The sequence below is a fragment of the Deinococcus multiflagellatus genome (assembly GCF_020166415.1).
Taxonomy (GTDB): Bacteria; Deinococcota; Deinococci; order Deinococcales; family Deinococcaceae; genus Deinococcus; species Deinococcus multiflagellatus.
This window is the reverse complement of sequence record NZ_JAIQXV010000006.1, coordinates 67716-83177: the sequence shown is the minus strand read 5'-3', so window position 1 is coordinate 83177 and position 15462 is coordinate 67716. Positions and strand designations below refer to the sequence as shown.

At 71.5% G+C, this 15462-nt stretch carries 11 protein-coding genes; 9 read left to right on the top strand and 2 right to left on the bottom strand.

Annotated features, from left to right (window positions below; all coding sequences use genetic code 11):
- The first annotated feature begins 174 nt into the window (after nucleotides 1-174).
- A complete protein-coding gene (locus K7W41_RS09785; protein ID WP_224607448.1) occupies nucleotides 175-702 on the top strand; it encodes a DUF4142 domain-containing protein in 528 nt (175 codons plus the stop codon).
- A gap of 89 nt (nucleotides 703-791) precedes the next feature.
- Here the strand turns inward: K7W41_RS09785 and K7W41_RS09780 are convergent, their stop codons facing one another.
- Nucleotides 792-1673, bottom strand: a complete 882-nt coding sequence (locus K7W41_RS09780; protein ID WP_224607446.1) for an alpha/beta fold hydrolase — start codon at nucleotides 1671-1673, stop codon at nucleotides 792-794.
- A gap of 4 nt (nucleotides 1674-1677) precedes the next feature.
- Entirely contained in the window at nucleotides 1678-2934 is a 1257-nt protein-coding gene (locus K7W41_RS09775; RefSeq protein WP_224607443.1) for a polysaccharide lyase domain-containing protein, read from the bottom strand.
- 233 nt (nucleotides 2935-3167) lie between these two features.
- Between K7W41_RS09775 and K7W41_RS09770 the strand changes: the two genes are divergently transcribed.
- The 8 genes from K7W41_RS09770 to K7W41_RS09735 all read left to right on the top strand — a co-directional run bounded on the left by K7W41_RS09770 (nucleotide 3168) and on the right by K7W41_RS09735 (nucleotide 15448).
- Complete coding sequence (locus K7W41_RS09770; protein ID WP_224607439.1) at nucleotides 3168-3761, top strand: TetR/AcrR family transcriptional regulator; 594 nt, start codon at nucleotides 3168-3170, stop codon at nucleotides 3759-3761.
- 122 nt (nucleotides 3762-3883) lie between these two features.
- Nucleotides 3884-5353, top strand: coding sequence for a TolC family protein (locus K7W41_RS09765; RefSeq protein ID WP_224607436.1), 1470 nt, complete (start codon nucleotides 3884-3886; stop codon nucleotides 5351-5353).
- Nucleotides 5350-6414: a TolC family protein gene (locus K7W41_RS09760; RefSeq protein WP_224607434.1), complete on the top strand. Its 1065-nt coding sequence runs from the start codon at nucleotides 5350-5352 to the stop codon at nucleotides 6412-6414. The genes K7W41_RS09765 and K7W41_RS09760 overlap by 4 nt, the downstream gene beginning before the upstream one ends.
- Before the next feature lies 1 nt (nucleotide 6415).
- Nucleotides 6416-7654: an efflux RND transporter periplasmic adaptor subunit gene (locus K7W41_RS09755; RefSeq protein WP_224607432.1), complete on the top strand. Its 1239-nt coding sequence runs from the start codon at nucleotides 6416-6418 to the stop codon at nucleotides 7652-7654.
- Entirely contained in the window at nucleotides 7651-11058 is a 3408-nt protein-coding gene (locus tag K7W41_RS09750; RefSeq protein ID WP_224607431.1) for an efflux RND transporter permease subunit, read from the top strand. The genes K7W41_RS09755 and K7W41_RS09750 overlap by 4 nt, the downstream gene beginning before the upstream one ends.
- A 403-nt stretch (nucleotides 11059-11461) precedes the next feature.
- Complete coding sequence (locus tag K7W41_RS09745; RefSeq protein WP_224607429.1) at nucleotides 11462-11650, top strand: hypothetical protein; 189 nt, start codon at nucleotides 11462-11464, stop codon at nucleotides 11648-11650.
- Nucleotides 11640-12650, top strand: coding sequence for a hypothetical protein (locus tag K7W41_RS09740; RefSeq protein WP_224607427.1), 1011 nt, complete (start codon nucleotides 11640-11642; stop codon nucleotides 12648-12650). The genes K7W41_RS09745 and K7W41_RS09740 overlap by 11 nt, the downstream gene beginning before the upstream one ends.
- Nucleotides 12651-12661: 11 nt before the next feature.
- Nucleotides 12662-15448, top strand: a complete 2787-nt coding sequence (locus tag K7W41_RS09735) for a beta strand repeat-containing protein (RefSeq protein ID WP_224607425.1) — start codon at nucleotides 12662-12664, stop codon at nucleotides 15446-15448.
- Nucleotides 15449-15462 lie beyond the last annotated feature (14 nt).

The window sequence follows — 15462 nt, the reverse complement described above, 5'->3', positions numbered from 1 at the left end:
CCCGCCCTCTGCCCCCAATAAGGCTTTGCGCAGGGCCCTCATGGCCCACCCTTGAAACAGCTTCAGGGCCATTCATGGGACCCGGCGGGTCTGGGCCGGCGCCCTGCACCACACTTGCCCCTGAGCGGTACATGTCAGAAGGACTGCGCCCCGTGCGCGGCCTGGGAGGTTGTGATGCGAACGAAAGCCACGATGATTCTTCTGCCCGCCCTGCTTGCGGCCTGCGCGCCGGCCATGATGACGCCGCCCAACGCCGGCACCGTGGACGGCCTGTTTCTGCAGGCGATGACCGGCAGCAACCTGTTTGAAATCCAGTCGTCGCAGGTGGCCCTGTCCAAGAGCAACACCGCCGCCGTGCGGACCTACGCGCAGATGCTTATTAACCACCACACCGCCGCCCAGAATCAGGTGAGCACCCTGGCCGCCGCGCGGGGCGTGCCGCTGCCCACGGCCCTGCCCCCCGAACTGCAGCTGAAGGTTTCGGCGCTCTCCGGGCTGAATGCCGCCGCGTTTGACGCCGCGTACCTGCAGGAGCAGGTGGTGGCCCACCAGATGACCCTCAGCCTGATCCAGAACGAGCGCACAGCGGGCAAGGACGCCGAAGTGGTGGCGCTGGCGAACGCCCAGGCGCCCATCATTCAGCAGCATCTAGACCAGGCCCAGGCGCTGCTGCGCTCACCCGCCAGCCCTTCGCAGCCCTGAGCGAATCTGCGGCACGGGAAAGAGGCCCCCGGTCACTGGGGCCTCTTCTCTTTGGGGCAGTACGGCGCCGCTCTGCCCAGGCAAGGCCATTAGCTCCTCTGCTCCGCCTCCTCCGCCAGGAACTCGGCGATCAGGTTGTTCACCCGCAGCGGCTCGTCGCGCATCAGCCAGTGGCTGGCGTGGGGAAAGTGCACCACGCGCACCCCGGGCACCCAGCGCTCCAGGCCGTCAGCCAGTTCGGGCAGCAGGGCCACGTCCCGGTCTCCCCACAGCACCAGCGTGGGCGCGCTCACCTGCAGCGGGCCGCTGTGGCCTCGCCCGGCCAGACGCAGCGCCCGGTAGTAATTGATCATGGCGGTTGCCGCGCCCGGCTGGTGCCACGCCTGCCGGTACAGTTCGCGGTCCCGGTCGGTGTAGGCGGCCGGGTTGACGCCCTGCAGCGCCCACTGGCCAAAGCGGTCCAACAGGCGCTCGGGCAGCCAGGGCAGCTGAAAAAGGAAGATGTACCACGACCGCCGCCACTGCGCGGGCTGGCGCCTCACCCGGCGGGCAGCGCCTGGGTGAGGCGCGTTCAGAATCACCAGCCTGCGCACCACCTCTGGCTGGCGGATGGCCAGCGCCCAGGCGATGATGCCGCCCCAGTCGTGGCCCACCACATGCGCCTGCTCGTAGCCCAGGGCGCGGATCAGGCCGGCCACGTCCTGCTGCAGCGTGTGCAGCGCGTAGGCCTCCACGCCAGCCGGCTTCTCGCTGAGGTTGTAGCCTCGCAGGTCCGGCACGATCACCCGGAAGCCCGCGCGGGCCAGCGGGCCCATCTGCCGCTCCCAGGCGCGCCAGAACTCGGGGAAGCCGTGCAGCAACACGGCGGGCGGGCCGTCCACAGGGCCCGCCGCCACGTAATGCAGCCGCACGTCCCCAGCCACGATGTGGTGGTGGGTCAGGCCCGCCTGTTCGGTCTGCTGGGTCGCCACGGGCCTAGAAGGTGGCGGTGGGGCGGGTGAAGGGGGCGATGCGGTCGGTGCTGTCCAGCGAGCCGCCGTCGATGCTGGCGACCGGGCGCCCATCGTCGCGCCAGAAGGTGTTGCGCCGCTCGGACACAGGGGCGTCGGCCCAGAAGGCGAAGGTCTTGGTGCTCAGGCCGCTGGAGGTCTGCCGCTCCCAGAGCTTGTTGTCCTCGGCCACCAGAATCTGCGCCGAGCAGCCGTCCGAGCAGGTGATGCCCAGGTCCGCCAGATACGAGGTGTTGCGCCGCACCGAGGTCCCGGGGTTGGCGCCCCAGCTGCTGCGGGCGCCGCGCAGTGTCACGAAAGCGCCGCCCGTCTGCACCGGCATATACACATTGTCCTCAATGCGGTTGTTGCGGCTGGGCAGGGCCGGCGTGCCGCCCAGTTCCACAAAGGCCACGTCCTCGTGGGTTTCGTTGTGATGCACCCAGTTGTTGCTGGACTGGTAAATCTCGACACTGGCACCGTCGCGCCCGTAGTCCTCGCTGCAGGCCGAGTGGCCGGTAAAGCGGTTCGACGCAATCTCGTTGTTGCTGCTGTTCACCAGCACGCCCCAGGCGCCGGAATCGTCATCGCCGCCGGGGGTGTTCGTCTGCATCACCGAGTTATTGAAGAAGCTGCTGTTCAGCACCCTGTGAGAGCCCAGGGTGCCGTCGCCGCGCACCAGCATCACGCCCGTCATGTAGCCGCGCGCCGAGACGCGGTTGAGGGTGTTGCGGGTGCCCCAGACCTCCCAGCCCACCAGCCAGCCCACCGGCTGGGCGGTGCAGCGCACGCCGCCCCCGGCTGCGGGCAGCGGATCGGCCACCAGGGCAATATCCTGAAACACCAGCCACGAGCCCCGGATCTGCACCGTGGAATTCTGGCCGCTCTGGCGAATGACCGGCGCCGCCCCCGTGCCGTACGCCCCGAAGGTGATGGGCGCCGCGCTGGTGCCCGAGCGGCTGACCTGCAGGGCGGAAGAAGCGGTGGCCGGAAAGGTGCAGCCCCGCTGCAGCAGCACCTGATCGCCCGGGTTCAGGGCCAAGCGGCCAATGTCCTCCAGGGTGCGGGGCCCGCTGGTGGCGGTACACGAGACCCGGTAGACCTGCGCGGCCTGGGCGCTCAGGCGGGGCTGGTCGGCCGCCGGGGAGGGGTTCTGGCCGCAGGCACTGAGGGCCAGCAGGGCGGCGCCAAGCAGGGTGACGGCGGGTGTTCGAGCAGGGCTGAAGCGGTGAGGGACGCTCATGCGGCCCACCCTAAATGAATGGGGGTCAGCATGGAAACAGGGTTGAGCGACAGGAACAGGGCAGACGAGAGAAAACGGTGTTTCAGAGGGCCCAAACCCCACTTTGACTGCTGAGTTGAGGCTTCCTTTAGCGACGCTGGCCCTTCCGTTCTGCGGCCTGACCTCTCCCCTTCCCCCCTTCTTTGTGCCCTCCCCGACAGATGGCCGGCGAGTAATTGAGTTAAGACTCAGTTATGGCACGCCCCCGGCAGATTACCGATGAACAGATTGTGGCGGCGGCGCAGGAGGTCTTTCTGGAACAGGGTTTTGCGGCCACCACCGCCGCGATTGCGCGCCGCGCGGGCGTGTCCGAGGGCACCCTCTTCAACCGCTTTCCCACCAAGGAGGACCTGTTCTCGGCCGCCCTTGGCCTTACCGATTACGGCCAGTGGCGCGCGGCGCTCCTGTCGGCGGTGGGCCAGGGCGAGGTGCGGCGCAACCTGGAGCGCGCTGCACTGAGCATGCTGCGCGAAGCCGAGGCCCTGGTGCCCCGCCTGACTGTGGTGTTCTCACGCGGCCACGACCCCAGCCACAACCCCATGCTGGAGCGCCTGGACGACCCCATGCGCGCCGACGCCCAGGCCATCACGGGCTACCTGCAAGGCGAGGTGGCCCTGGGCCGCGTGCGCCCGCTGGACGCCGAGGTGACGGCCCTGACGGTGGTGGGCGCCCTGACGCATTTCATTCACCAGGAACAGGTGATGCCGCCGCCTGGGCGCACGCCCGTGGACGCCGGACGCTTTGTGCGCGGCCTGCTGGATGTCCTGTGGCCGGGCCTCGCTCCCTGATCCTTGCCCATAACTGAGTCCTGACTCGAATACGCCGAAGGGGGGATGACGCCCGCCGCTTCCCCGCCACACGCTAGAGCCGCTCCCGCTTTCCCGCCCCTCTTCTTGCCACCGAGGTGTTCATGCCTGTCCCTCCCCCACGTTCCCGGGCGCCGCTGCTGGCCCTGTGCGCCGCGCTGCTGCTTTCTGGCGCCCAGGCGCAGAGCGCGCCGCCACCGCCGCCCACGTCTCCCCCAGCTACCACGGCCCCAGCCACTGCGGCCCCGGCGGGCCTGGGCCTGCCCGACCTGCTGCTCGCCCTGCGCGCCTCGCCGGGCTGGCGCAGCGCCGACCTGAATTACCAGGCGGCGGTTCTGGCGCTGCAAAGTGCCCGCACCCGCGCCGGCCTGAGCGTGACCGCCGGCGCCGACAGTTCGCTGAGCCGCGTGCCCTGGGACGGCGGCGAGTGGAAGGGCGCGGCCACGGTGACCCTGAGCGCCAGCGTGGCCGTGCTGCCCTGGTCGCCCGCGCTGGCGGCCGTGCGCAGCGCCGAGCGGGCCCTGATTGCTGCCGCCCTGGACCTGCGCGCCGCGCGGGCGGCCCAGACGGCGGCGCTGTTTCAGGCGCTGGGTGGCCTGCGCCGCGCCCAGGCCGGGCTGGAAGCGGCCCAGGCCGGGCGCGCCCTGGCCGAGCGCCTGCTGACGGTCACTGAAGCCCAGCGCGCGGGCGGCCTGGCGACAGAGGCCGGGGTGCTGGAGCGCCGCGCGGCCCTGGAAGCGGCGGTGGCGGGGCAGGACACGGCCGCCCGCGCGGTGACCCAGGCGGCCCAGGCCCTGACCCGGCTGCTGGGCACGCCGGTGGCTGTCGCCCCCACCGTCCTGACCGCTCCGCTGCCCGACCTCACCCCGGCCGGCGACCTGGACACCCTGCTGGCCCGCGCCCTGCGCCAGCGCCCCGAGGTGGCCCGCGCCCAGGCGGCGCTGGCCGATGCCCAGGCTGGCCTCTCGGCGGCGCGCCTGGACGCCCGGCTGCCCGACGTGACCGCCAGCGTGCGGGCCGGCCAGCTGGCCGACGCCCAGGGCAACCCCGGGCGCACCGTGGGCGCCAGCCTGAACCTGAAAGCCGGGGTCCTGGGCGTGCAGGCCAGCGTGCCGCTGCGCGACACCGGCGCGGCGGTCAGTGGCGTGGCCCTGTCGCTCAATGCCTCGCTGCCCCTCCTGGGCCGCCCCCAGGACGCTGCCCTGGCCCAGGCCGAACTGGGCGCGGCACAGGCTGAACTGGGCCTTGCCAGTGCCCGGCAGGCCGCCGAACTGGACGTGCGTACCCGCTTCAGCGCCCTGGACGACGAACGCGCGGGCCTGCAGGCGGCGCGCACCCGCGTGCAGGCTGCCGAACTGGGCGTGCAGAACGCCCGCGCCCGGCTGCAGGCGGGCCTGGGCACCGCGCTGGAAGTGGCGCAGGCTGACCTGACCCTGCTGCAGGCCCGGCAGGCGCTGCAGGCCGCCCAGGACAGTGTGGCCCTGGCGGGCCTCGCGCTGGCGCAGGCCACCGCTGACCTTGATCCCTTGCTGCCCACCCTTCCCGCCCCCCTGCCCACCGGAGGCCAACCATGACCCGTTCCCCCCTGCCCGCCCTGCGCCTGCTGCTGCCCCTTCTGCTGACCCTGGGCGGCGCCTATGCCCAGAACGCCACAGTCCAGAGCGCCACGGCCCTCACGCTGCCCTCGGCGGTGGCGCGCGCGCTGGCGCAGGGCGTGGACGTGACCAGCGCCCGCGCCAGCCTGCAAAAAGCCCAGGCCAACCTGCGCGCGGTGCGCGCCGACCCCACCAGCCTGATCACCACCCTCACCCAGGCCGAGCAGGAGGTGGCGGCCCAGGCCGCCGTGCTGGACGCCGCCAAGCTGGGCGCGGCGCAAGCGGCCATCAGCGGGTATCTGTCTGCGTACGAGGGCGCCGCGCGGGTCACGCTGGCTGGCGCGCAGGTGGGCCTGAGCGAACGCAACCTGAAGATTGCCCAGGCCCGCCTTGCGGCGCGCACGGCCACCGCGCTGGACGTGAGCCGCGCGCAGAACGCCCTGAACAGTGACCGCCAGGACCTCGCCAGCGCCCGGGCCAGCCTGCCGGTGCTGGAAGCCAGCCTGGCCCGCACCCTGAACCTGCAGGGCGACCTGAACCTGAGCGCCCCGCCCGCCGCCCCCAAGCTGAGCGTGACCCTGGCCGCGCTGCAGGCGGGCCTGGAAAAACGCCTGCCCAGTCTGGTGCAGGCGGCCAACGGCGCGGCCCTGGCGGCGCTGCAGGTGCGCTTATCCGACAATGACTACACGCCGGCCCGCACCCTGGAAGACGCCCGGGTGGCGGCCCAGAATGCCCAGCGCACCCTGGACGACGCCCTGCGCGCCGCCCAGACCGGCGTGCGCGACGCCTACCGCGCCGCCCAGGACGCCCAGGAGCGCGTGGCCCTGGCGCGCGAGGCCCTGCAGAATGCCCGCACCGCCCTGACCCAGGCGCAGGCCCGCCTGAAAGCCGGCACCGCCGCCGCCGTGGAGGTGCAGCAGGCGCAGTTGCAGGTCTCGCAGGCCGAATTCAGCCTGACCCAGGCGCAGGGCGGCGTGTGGCGGGCCCTGGCGGGGCTGGGCACGGCCAGCGGCGTGGACGTGACCGGGCTGGTGAACTGAGGTGTGCGCCCGCTCCTTCGCCCTGACGCTGACGCTGCCGCTGCTGCTGGCGGCCTGCGCGGCCCCGGGCGGCACCAAGGCCGAGAACAACATTGACGCCCCGCCTGCCAAGACCACCGCCCTGCAGGTGACCACCGTCACCGCCAAAGCCGGCACCCTCAGCGCGCAGCGCAGCGCGGCGGCCACCTTGCAGGCCCAGCGCGACAGTCAGGTGGCCGCGCAGGCGGGCGGCGCCGTGAAGGCCGTGCTGGCCCAGGAAGGCGAGCGGGTGCAGGCCGGCGAGGTGGTGGTGCAGCTGGACGACCTGCCACAGCGGCAGGCCCTGGACAACGCCCGGCTGCAACTGGAACAGGCGCAGCTGAGCCTCGCCCAGACCCAGCGCACCACCCAGGGCTCGGCCACCGCCCTGCGCGCCTCGGTGCAGGCGGCCGAGGCCACGCTGGCCCAGGCCCGCAGCAACGCCCAGAGTGCCGAGCGCCTGTTTGGCCTAGGCGGGATCAGTCAGGCCGAGCTGCAGGCGGCGCGCTCGCAGTTGGCCCAGGCCGAAAGCGGGCTGGCCCAGGCGCGGACCAACCTCGCGCAGAACGGCCAGAGCGCCCAGGGCAGCGTGCCGCTGGCGCGCGTGCAGGTGGAACAGGCCCGCACCGGCGTGCAGCAGGCCGAACAAAACCTGGCCCGCACGGCGGTTCGCGCGCCCTTTGCCGGCACGGTGGCCAGCCTCAGCACCGAGGTCGGCGAGTTCGTGGCGCAGGGTTCGCCCGTGTTCCGGCTGGTGGACCCCGGCAGCCTGCGCGCGCAGTTCAGCGTGCCCGCCGATGACGCCGCCACCCTGCGCCCCGGCACGGCCCTGAACCTGGGCTACGGCGGGCAGAACTACGTGGCGACCGTGGTGGAAACCCCGGGCATTGCCGGCAGCAACCGCCTCGTGCCGGTCACGGCGCGGGTGCAGGGTGGAGACGCCCTGCCGGTGGGCGCCACCGCCCAAGCGCGCTACCGGGTCACGCTGGGCCAGGGCGTGCTGGTGCCCAGCAGCGCTGTGCAGGCCGAAGACGGGCAGAACGTGGTGTACGTGGCCGCCGCCGGCGTGGCCCAGCGCACCCCGGTGACCGTGGTGGCCGAAAGCGGCGCCCAGGTGGCCGTGCAGGGGCTGGACGCCGGGCAGGCCGTGATCTCGCCGCTGCCCGCCAGCCTGCAGGACGGCGCCCGGGTCACGGCGGCGCGCGGCGGAGCCCAGCCATGAGCACCCACGACCCGGCTGAATTCAACGCGCCCCCCGGGCAGCTGCCCGACGGCACGCCCGAACCGGCGGTGCACCCGCTGGTGCGCTTCAGCGTGCGCAACTACGTGTTTTCCATCGGCATTTTCGTGATGCTGGTGCTGGCGGGGCTGGTGGCCACCTTCCGGCTGGGGGTGGAACTGCTGCCCAACTTCGAGGTGCCGGTACTGGCAGTCAGCACCGCCTACCCCGGCGCCAACCCCGACCAGGTGGACCGCGAGGTCAGCCGCCGCATTGAAGACGCGGTGAGCACCCTGGCGGGCGTGGTGGACATCAACACCACCTCGGTCACCAACCAGTCGGCGGTGGTGATCACCTTTACCGACGACACCGACATTGACAGCGCGGCCAACAGCGTCTCGCAGGCGGTAGCGGCCATTCGCGCGGCGCTGCCGGACGGCTCGGAAGCCCCGGTGGTGCAGAAGTTCGACCCCAACGACACGCCCATTCTGACCCTGGCCCTGCTGGGCGGCAGCGCGCCCCCGGCCCAGGTGACCGCCCTGGCCGAGGACGTGCTGGTGCCGCGCCTGGAGCGCATTGACGGCGTGGCCGACGTTTCACTGACCGGCGGCCCGGAGCGGCAGGTGCAGGTGCTGCTGGACCCGGCGCGGCTGCAGGCGTACAACCTGACCCCGGCGCGGGTGACCGGGGCGATCAGCGCCAGCGCGCTGGACCTGCCCGCCGGGGCGGTGGCCCAGGGCGGCACCCAGACGCAGTTTTCCACCCGCAACACCCCGCGCAGCGCGGCCGAGGTGGCGCGCATTCCCCTGGACAGCGGCGTGCAGGTGGGGGACGTGGCCCGGGTGCGCGACACGGCGGCCGAGCCCACCTCGCTGGCCCGGGTGAACGGCCAGCCAGCGGTGTTGCTCAGCGTGCGCAAGGGCAGCGGCACGAACTCGGTGGCGGTAACCGACCGGGTGCGCGCGGCGATGGAAGCCCAGCCGCTGCCCAAGGGATACGCCCTGACCCTGGCCAGCGACACCACCCGCGAAACCCGCGCCACGGTGAAAGACACCTTCAAGGAATTCCTGATCGCCGTGGGGGCGGTGGGCGTGATCTGCCTGCTGTTCCTGGGCCGCCTGAACACCGTGTTTGCGGTGGTGCTGGCCATTCCCATCTCCATCAGCGCGGCGCCGCTGCTCTTTAGCCTGCTGGGCTTTACCTTCAACATCATCTCGCTGCTGGCGATCATCGTGGCCATCGGCATCGTGGTGGACGACTCGATTGTGGTGGCCGAGAACGTGCAGCGCTACCGCGACCTGGGCTACAGCCCGGTGCGCAGCGTGCTGCTGGGCGGCTCAGAGGTCTTCTCGGCGGTCACGGCGGCCAGCTTCTCGCTGCTGGCGGTGCTGCTGCCCCTGAGCTTCATGCCGGGCATCCTGGGTCAGTTCTTCAGCCAGTTTGGGCTGGGCATTGCAGCGGCCATCGCGCTGTCGTGGCTGGAAAGCCTGCTGTTTCTCACCGTGCGCATGGCCTACACCCAGAACCCCGAGCCGGTGACGTGGCGCGAGGTGCCCGGCATTCTGGGTCGCTTTCCGCTGCTGCTGCGCCAGAGCCTCGCGGGCGTGCGCACCCTGCCCGGCTGGCTGGGGCTGGCCCTGGCTGGCGCGGCGCTGACTGCTGGGCTGCGGGCGGCGGGGCTGGCCCTGCCCGTCGCCCTGGGCCTGGCTGTGCTGCTGGCCCCGCTGGGCCTGGCCGTGGTCCGTTACCTGCTGACCGTGCTGTACGCCGTGCTCGAAGCCCTGACCGGCACCCTGCACGGGCTCACCAACCGGGGCGTGCAGGCCACGGCGCGCGCCTACGCCCGCAGCCTGGGCGGCGCCCTGCGGCGGCCCTGGGCGGTCATGGCGGTGGCCGGGCTCTTTCTGCTGAGTGCGGGGCTGGCCCTGCGCGGCGTGGGCTTTGCCTTTACCCCCCAGACCGACAGCGGTTCCCTGACCGTGGACCTGGACCTGCCCACCGGCACCGACCTGCAAACCACCAACCGCCTTACCCGGCAGGTGGAAGAAAACCTGCTGGCCCGCCCTGAAGTGCGCCTTGTGCAGACCAGCGTGGGCGCCGGCAGCCTGACCGGGGGCAACAACCCCAACGCCGCCAGCCTGACCGTCACCCTGATTCCCAAGAGTGAGCGTCCCGGCATTGAAACCCTGGTGGCGCGCTACCTGCGCGACCTGCAGCGGGTGGCCGCCAGCGTGCCGGGCACCGAGGTGCTGGTGGCCTCGCAGCAGGGCGGCCCGGGGGGCAGCGCCGACATCACCCTGGCGCTCACTGCGCCGAACCAGGCCCTGCTGGTGCAGCGCAACCGCGAGGTGGTGCGCCTGCTCTCGCAGGACCCCAACCTGCGCACGGTGGAAAGCAGCCTTAGCGCCACCCGCCAGGAGCGCACCTTTGTGCCGGACCCCACGCGCCTGAGCGGCACCGGCCTGAGCGCCAGCGACGTGGCCCAGGCCCTGCGCACCTACAACGACGGCTCGGTGGCCGGGCGGGTGCGCGACGGCGACCGCAGCGTGGACATCGTGGTGCGGCTGGACCCCGCGCTGATCAGCGGCGAGCAGAGCCTGCTGAGCCAGACCCTGTACTCGCAGGCCCTGGGCGCCAACCTGACGCTGGGCGAACTGGGCGGCTTCGCGCTGGCGCAGGCCCCGGCCACCCTCAGCCGCTTAAATAAGGCCTACACCGCGACCCTGGATATCAACCTCGTGGACGGCGGGCCCAATCCCTTCGCCTACCAGCAGGAACTGGTGAAGCGCGTGGAAAAGGCCGGTCTGCTCTCGGGCGGCGTGACGCTGGGTAACGCCAGCGCCTTTGGCAGCGCGGGCCTGACCGGGGACCTCGTGTTCTACGGCCCCATTCTGATGCTGGTGGCCGTGCTGCTGACCTATCTGGTGCTGGGCAGCCAGTTCAACTCGTTCCGGTACCCGGTGTACCTGCTGCTGCCGGTGCCCATTGCCATTGTGGGCGCGCTGTGGACCCTGAACTTCTTTGGCGTGAACCTGGACGTGATCACGGTGCTGGGCATGGTGATCCTGCTGGGCCTGTCCACCAAGAACTCCATTCTGTACCTGGAATTCGTGACCGAGCGGGTGCGCACCCTGCCCCTGCGCGAGGCGCTGATTGAAGCCGCCGAGCTGCGCTTTCGCCCGATTATCATGACCACTCTGACAGTGCTGGTGATCAGCGTGCCGCTGATTCTGGGCCAGGGCGAGGGCGCCGAGTTCCGCCGGGGCCTGGGGATCGTGATTCTGGGCGGGGTGATCACCTCCACGCTCCTCACCTTCTACGTGGTGCCCAGCGTCTTCTGGCAGTTCGAGCGCCGCCGCCTGGCCCCGCCCGTGCCGGTCACCCCTGCCCTGACCCCGGGCGACTGAACCCGGCCGTTTCCCCTCTGGCCAAAGCCCAGAGCCGTCGCCATCAAGATGCTGTTGGCGCTTGACCCCTCCCCTCGTGGGCCCCGCACAGCGGCAACCAGATGACCTGGAGGTGAACCCTTCAGGTCATCTGGAGCGAGCGGACTTGCAAAGCTGCGGAGCAGAGCGAGTGACCGCGACAGACCGTGGTTGGCGTGGCGCCCAGAGGAGGCCGCTGGCAGAGTTGCTCAGCAGTGCGGGCCTCGCGCCGCCAGGGCTGAGGGGGGTCTTTGGTCAACCGCTCTCATCCTGGCCAGTCGGTCGTTTTTTCCATCCACCATCACCCAGCAACCCCCAGCGCCCTGCCCCCTCTTCTGGGGCAGGGCGCTTACATTTGGAATGCAAACTGTGTCTACAATGAGCAATGACCCAAGATTCTAAACCTGTGCTTCCAGCGTCCTCGAAGGCCGGGGCACCGCCCTATAGGCCCCCGCAGGTGCAGGCGCTGGGCCAGTGGCGCGCCGTGACCCTGGCGATTTCGGTGCCGGTGCTGCCGGGGAGTGTGGGGGGGCTGCTGGGCCAGGACCCGGCGCAGGGCGGCCATGACTGGTAAGGCGGCCGGGGTGCTGGCCCTGGCCCTTCTGGTGGGCTGCGCCCCGGCGCCCGCGCCGGCCCCCACCCCGCTGGCCCCTGTGGGGCTGGTGGAAATCAGTTTCGATGGCCTGGGCAGCACGCAGGCCTCGTCTCAGGTGCGGCCCCTGGCCCTCAAGGAGAACAGCGCGGGCCTGGACCTGTCGCCCCTCAGTGTCAGCGTGACCGACGTGGGGGTGCGCGGCAGCGGCGGCACGCGCTACATCACGGCCACCTACCGGGTGCGCAACGCCGCTTCCGACGGCACGCCCGCGCCCAGCGCCCGCAGCAACCTGACGCTGCTGGCCGCCGCCGTGGCGGGCAATGTGGACAGCACCGCCCTGCGCGGCATGACCACCTTCAGCGGCGCCCCGGTACCCACGGCGGTGGCCCGCACGGTGCTGCCCACCCACGCGCTGGACTACCAGCCCGCCAGCGACCGCGTGTCGCCGGTCAGCGGCGGCGAGGACCTGCAGGTCTTTCTGGAAAGCGAGGTGGTGCCGGGCAACCTCACGCGCGGGGGCGTGCCGGCGGCGGCCTACAGCGACCTGGGCGTGACCACGGTCTTTCCCTACGGCTACGTGGTGCGCACCCCGGCGGGCGGGCGCACCCTGGCCGCCAACCCGGCCGCCGGGCAGTACGACGGCCGCGTGGCCATCAGCGTGCGGGTGCCGCTGCAGGCCAATGACAACGCCCAGACACCCACGCAGGGCAGCCAGCGCGATCCCTGGGCCTTCAAGATGACCTTTCTGGTGGTCGAAGACCCCACCACCCGCGTCACGCAGAGCCCGGAAGAACAGGTCCTGCCCGACAGCCAGGTGGTGGCCCGGGGCGTTGCCGCCGGCGCCAGTGCCGTCAACATCTTGCCCGGCAGCGCCTACGCCGCGCAGGCCAGTCTGCCGTCGCGCCGCGTGTGCCAGGTGCGCGTGGCTGATCTGGCGGGCGCGGCCGGCGCCACCTACCTCGTTAACTCATGCCCCTAAGCGGAGGACCCATGCGTCACGTTCACCTGTTCCTGGGCGCCCTGCTGCTGGGCAGTTGCGCCCCCCAGCCCACCCCCCCGCAGGCCAGCGGACCAGACCCGGTTCCCGGGGCCAGCCAGCCGGCCCCCAGCGTGCCGGCGCCGGGCACGCCCGCACCCGCCCCGCAGCTCACCCCCCTGGGCCAGATCGAAATCGCTTTTTCCGGCCTGAACGACCCCGCAGGCTTCAAGGCCGAGCCGGTTGCCCAGGGTCTGACCGATATCGGCGGCATTCAGCTTGAACCGCTCGCCAACGGCTCGTTCACGGTGGGGCAGCGCGGCGCGGGCGGCGTGCGCTACCTGTACGCCTCCTTCCGGGTGCGCAACGCCACTTCGGGGGGCGTGGCCTACGGCGCGGCGCGCCAGAACCTGACCCTGGTGGCCGCCAGTACCGCCGGCACCATCGGCGAAACCGCCATCAGCAACCTGCAGCGTTTTGACGGCAGCGCCGCCAGTCCGGCCATTGCCCAGAGCATCCTGCCCACCCACGCCATGACCCTGGACCGCACCAGCGGCCTGGACCGGGTGCAGCCCAAGCTGGGCAGCGAGGACCTGCAGGTGTTCGCTGAAGACGAGGTGGCGGCGGCGCCCGCTGGCGTCACCCGCCTGTTTCCCTACGGTTTTGTGGTGCGGCGCAAGACGGTGACGAACAGCCGGCTGCTGCCCGCCAACCCCGCCGCCGGGCAGTACGACGGCGTGGTGACCATTGCCATGAAACTACCGCTGCAGGCCAACTCCGCCGACGATCCCTTCCGCTTCAACATGAATTTTGCCGTGATGGACGACAGCCGCACCCGCGTGACCGAGAGCGTGGAAGAGCAGGGCGCGGCCAGCGACGCCGCTGCGCGCGCCGCCGCCCTGGGCGCAGGCACGCCCGTCATGACCCTGTGCGGCAGCACGCTCAACACCGGCACCACGCAGTTCATCGGCTCGGCCACCACGGCGGGCAACGCGGCGCGCCTCGCCAAGATTGGCGGAAACATTGCCCTGAAGAACGTGGCCCTGGCCTACACCGTGCCCGGCAACACGCGCCTGAGTGTGCCGGCGGGGGGCGGGTTGGCGGGCGCCTACAGCACCTACGGCGGCGCGGCCCTGAGCTTTAGTGGCAACTCCACCCGCCGGGGCGGCACGGCAGCGGTGGGCGCGGCCGGGGACTTTACCTTCACGTCCAAGGTGGGCGACGGCCAGCCCGCCGTGACCGACCAGCTGATCTACCGCGTGGCCGACAACCAGGGCTGCAGCAGCACCGACACCACTGCGGATGTCAACGTGGCGGGCCGGGTGTGGTTCGTGAACAACAGCGGCGCGAACGGGGACGGGCGCCAGGGCACGCCGTTCAACACCCTGGCGGCGGCGCAGACGGCTTCGGCGGTGGGGGACGTGCTGTACGTGGCGCGCGGCACCGGCACCAGCAGCGGGCAGAACAGTGGCCTGGGCCTGAAGAACAACCAGACCCTGATCGGCGAGGGCGCGGCCCTGACCGTGGGGGGCGTCACCTACATCGCGGCGGGCGCGCAACCCGCCGTCATTGGCAACAGCGCGGGCGCCGGGGTCACGCTGGCCCAGAACAACGTGGTGCGCGGCCTGAACATCAGCGGCACCAGCAGCGCCGTGACCGGCAGCAACCTGGGCACCCTGGAGCTGAACGCGGGCACCCTGACGGCCACGGCGGGCCCCGCCCTGAACCTGAGCACCGGCAGCACGGTTACGGTGCAGGCCCAGAGCGTGAGCGGCACAGCGGGCGGCATCCTGAGCAGCGGCCTGGGCACCTTCACCCTGACCGCCGGCACCGTGGGCGCCAGCGCGGGCCCGGCCCTGAACCTCACGGGCGGCACCCTGAACGCGACCATCACGGCGCTCAATTCCAGCGCCTCGCCGGGCACCGGCAGCCTGCTGACCGGCGTGGGCGGCACCCTGAGCGTCACGGGCAGCGGCGCGGCCGGCTCTGGGGGCACGCTGCAGGGGGCCGCCGCCGAGGGCCTGCGCATCGTGCCGCAGAACCAGACCCTGACCGCCACCCTGGACCGCCTGAACGTGCAGAACAACGGCGCCGAGGGCGTGGAGGTGGTGACACAGAACACCGAAACCGGGCGCGCTGTGCTCACGGTGCGCAACAGCACCTTCGCCAACAATGGGCTGGCGGCCGTGCGGGTGGACCACGCGGCGGGCAGTGCCTCGCGGACCGTTCTGAACAACAACACCGTGAACAACACGACCTCTGTGGCGAGTGGGTTCAGTGTCAACACCACGCACACCGCCGCCCAGACCGACGAACTGCTGCTGAGTGGCAACAGTGTCACCCTGCAGCCGGTGAACGGCGGCAGTTCCATCGGCATCTCCAGCATCGTGGCGGGCACGGGCACCCTGCGGGTAAGCGCCGTGAACAACACGGTGAACAACTTTGCCAGCCAAGGGCTGCGCTTTCTCGCCCGCGACAACGGCTCACGCCTGCACGTCACCTTGACGGGCAACCAGACGAACACGACCGTCACCTCTGCCCTGGAAGGCGCGCTGCTGCAAAGCGGCGACGGCGCCGCCAGCAGCGCGCAACTGTGCGCCAGCGTGAGCAGCAACACCCTGCGCAGTGTGAGCGGCATTGAAGGGCTGTACGTCTGGAAAGTGAACGCCAACACCCTGCAGCTTCAGGGCTTCTCCGGCGGCAATGCCCAGAGCTTCCTGGCCAGCGCCAACCCCGCCACGGTGGGCATTACCGTGGACGGCGCCCCCACGGGCGGCACCTGCGAGACGCCCACCCCCTGAGCCCCGGAGGCCCC

Bases quoted from the DNA above. Each gene is read 5' to 3' on its own strand.
- K7W41_RS09760 (WP_224607434.1), top strand. From the start codon at position 5,350: ATGACCCGTTCCCCCCTGCCCGCCCTGCGCCTGCTGCTGCCCCTTCTG.
- K7W41_RS09750 (WP_224607431.1), top strand. From the start codon at position 7,651: ATGAGCACCCACGACCCGGCTGAATTCAACGCGCCCCCCGGGCAGCTG.
- K7W41_RS09785 (WP_224607448.1), top strand. From the start codon at position 175: ATGCGAACGAAAGCCACGATGATTCTTCTGCCCGCCCTGCTTGCGGCC.
- K7W41_RS09765 (WP_224607436.1), top strand. From the start codon at position 3,884: ATGCCTGTCCCTCCCCCACGTTCCCGGGCGCCGCTGCTGGCCCTGTGC.
- K7W41_RS09770 (WP_224607439.1), top strand. From the start codon at position 3,168: ATGGCACGCCCCCGGCAGATTACCGATGAACAGATTGTGGCGGCGGCG.
- K7W41_RS09740 (WP_224607427.1), top strand. From the start codon at position 11,640: ATGACTGGTAAGGCGGCCGGGGTGCTGGCCCTGGCCCTTCTGGTGGGC.
- K7W41_RS09735 (WP_224607425.1), top strand. From the start codon at position 12,662: ATGCGTCACGTTCACCTGTTCCTGGGCGCCCTGCTGCTGGGCAGTTGC.
- K7W41_RS09775 (WP_224607443.1), bottom strand. From the start codon at position 2,934: ATGAGCGTCCCTCACCGCTTCAGCCCTGCTCGAACACCCGCCGTCACC.
- K7W41_RS09745 (WP_224607429.1), top strand. From the start codon at position 11,462: ATGACCCAAGATTCTAAACCTGTGCTTCCAGCGTCCTCGAAGGCCGGG.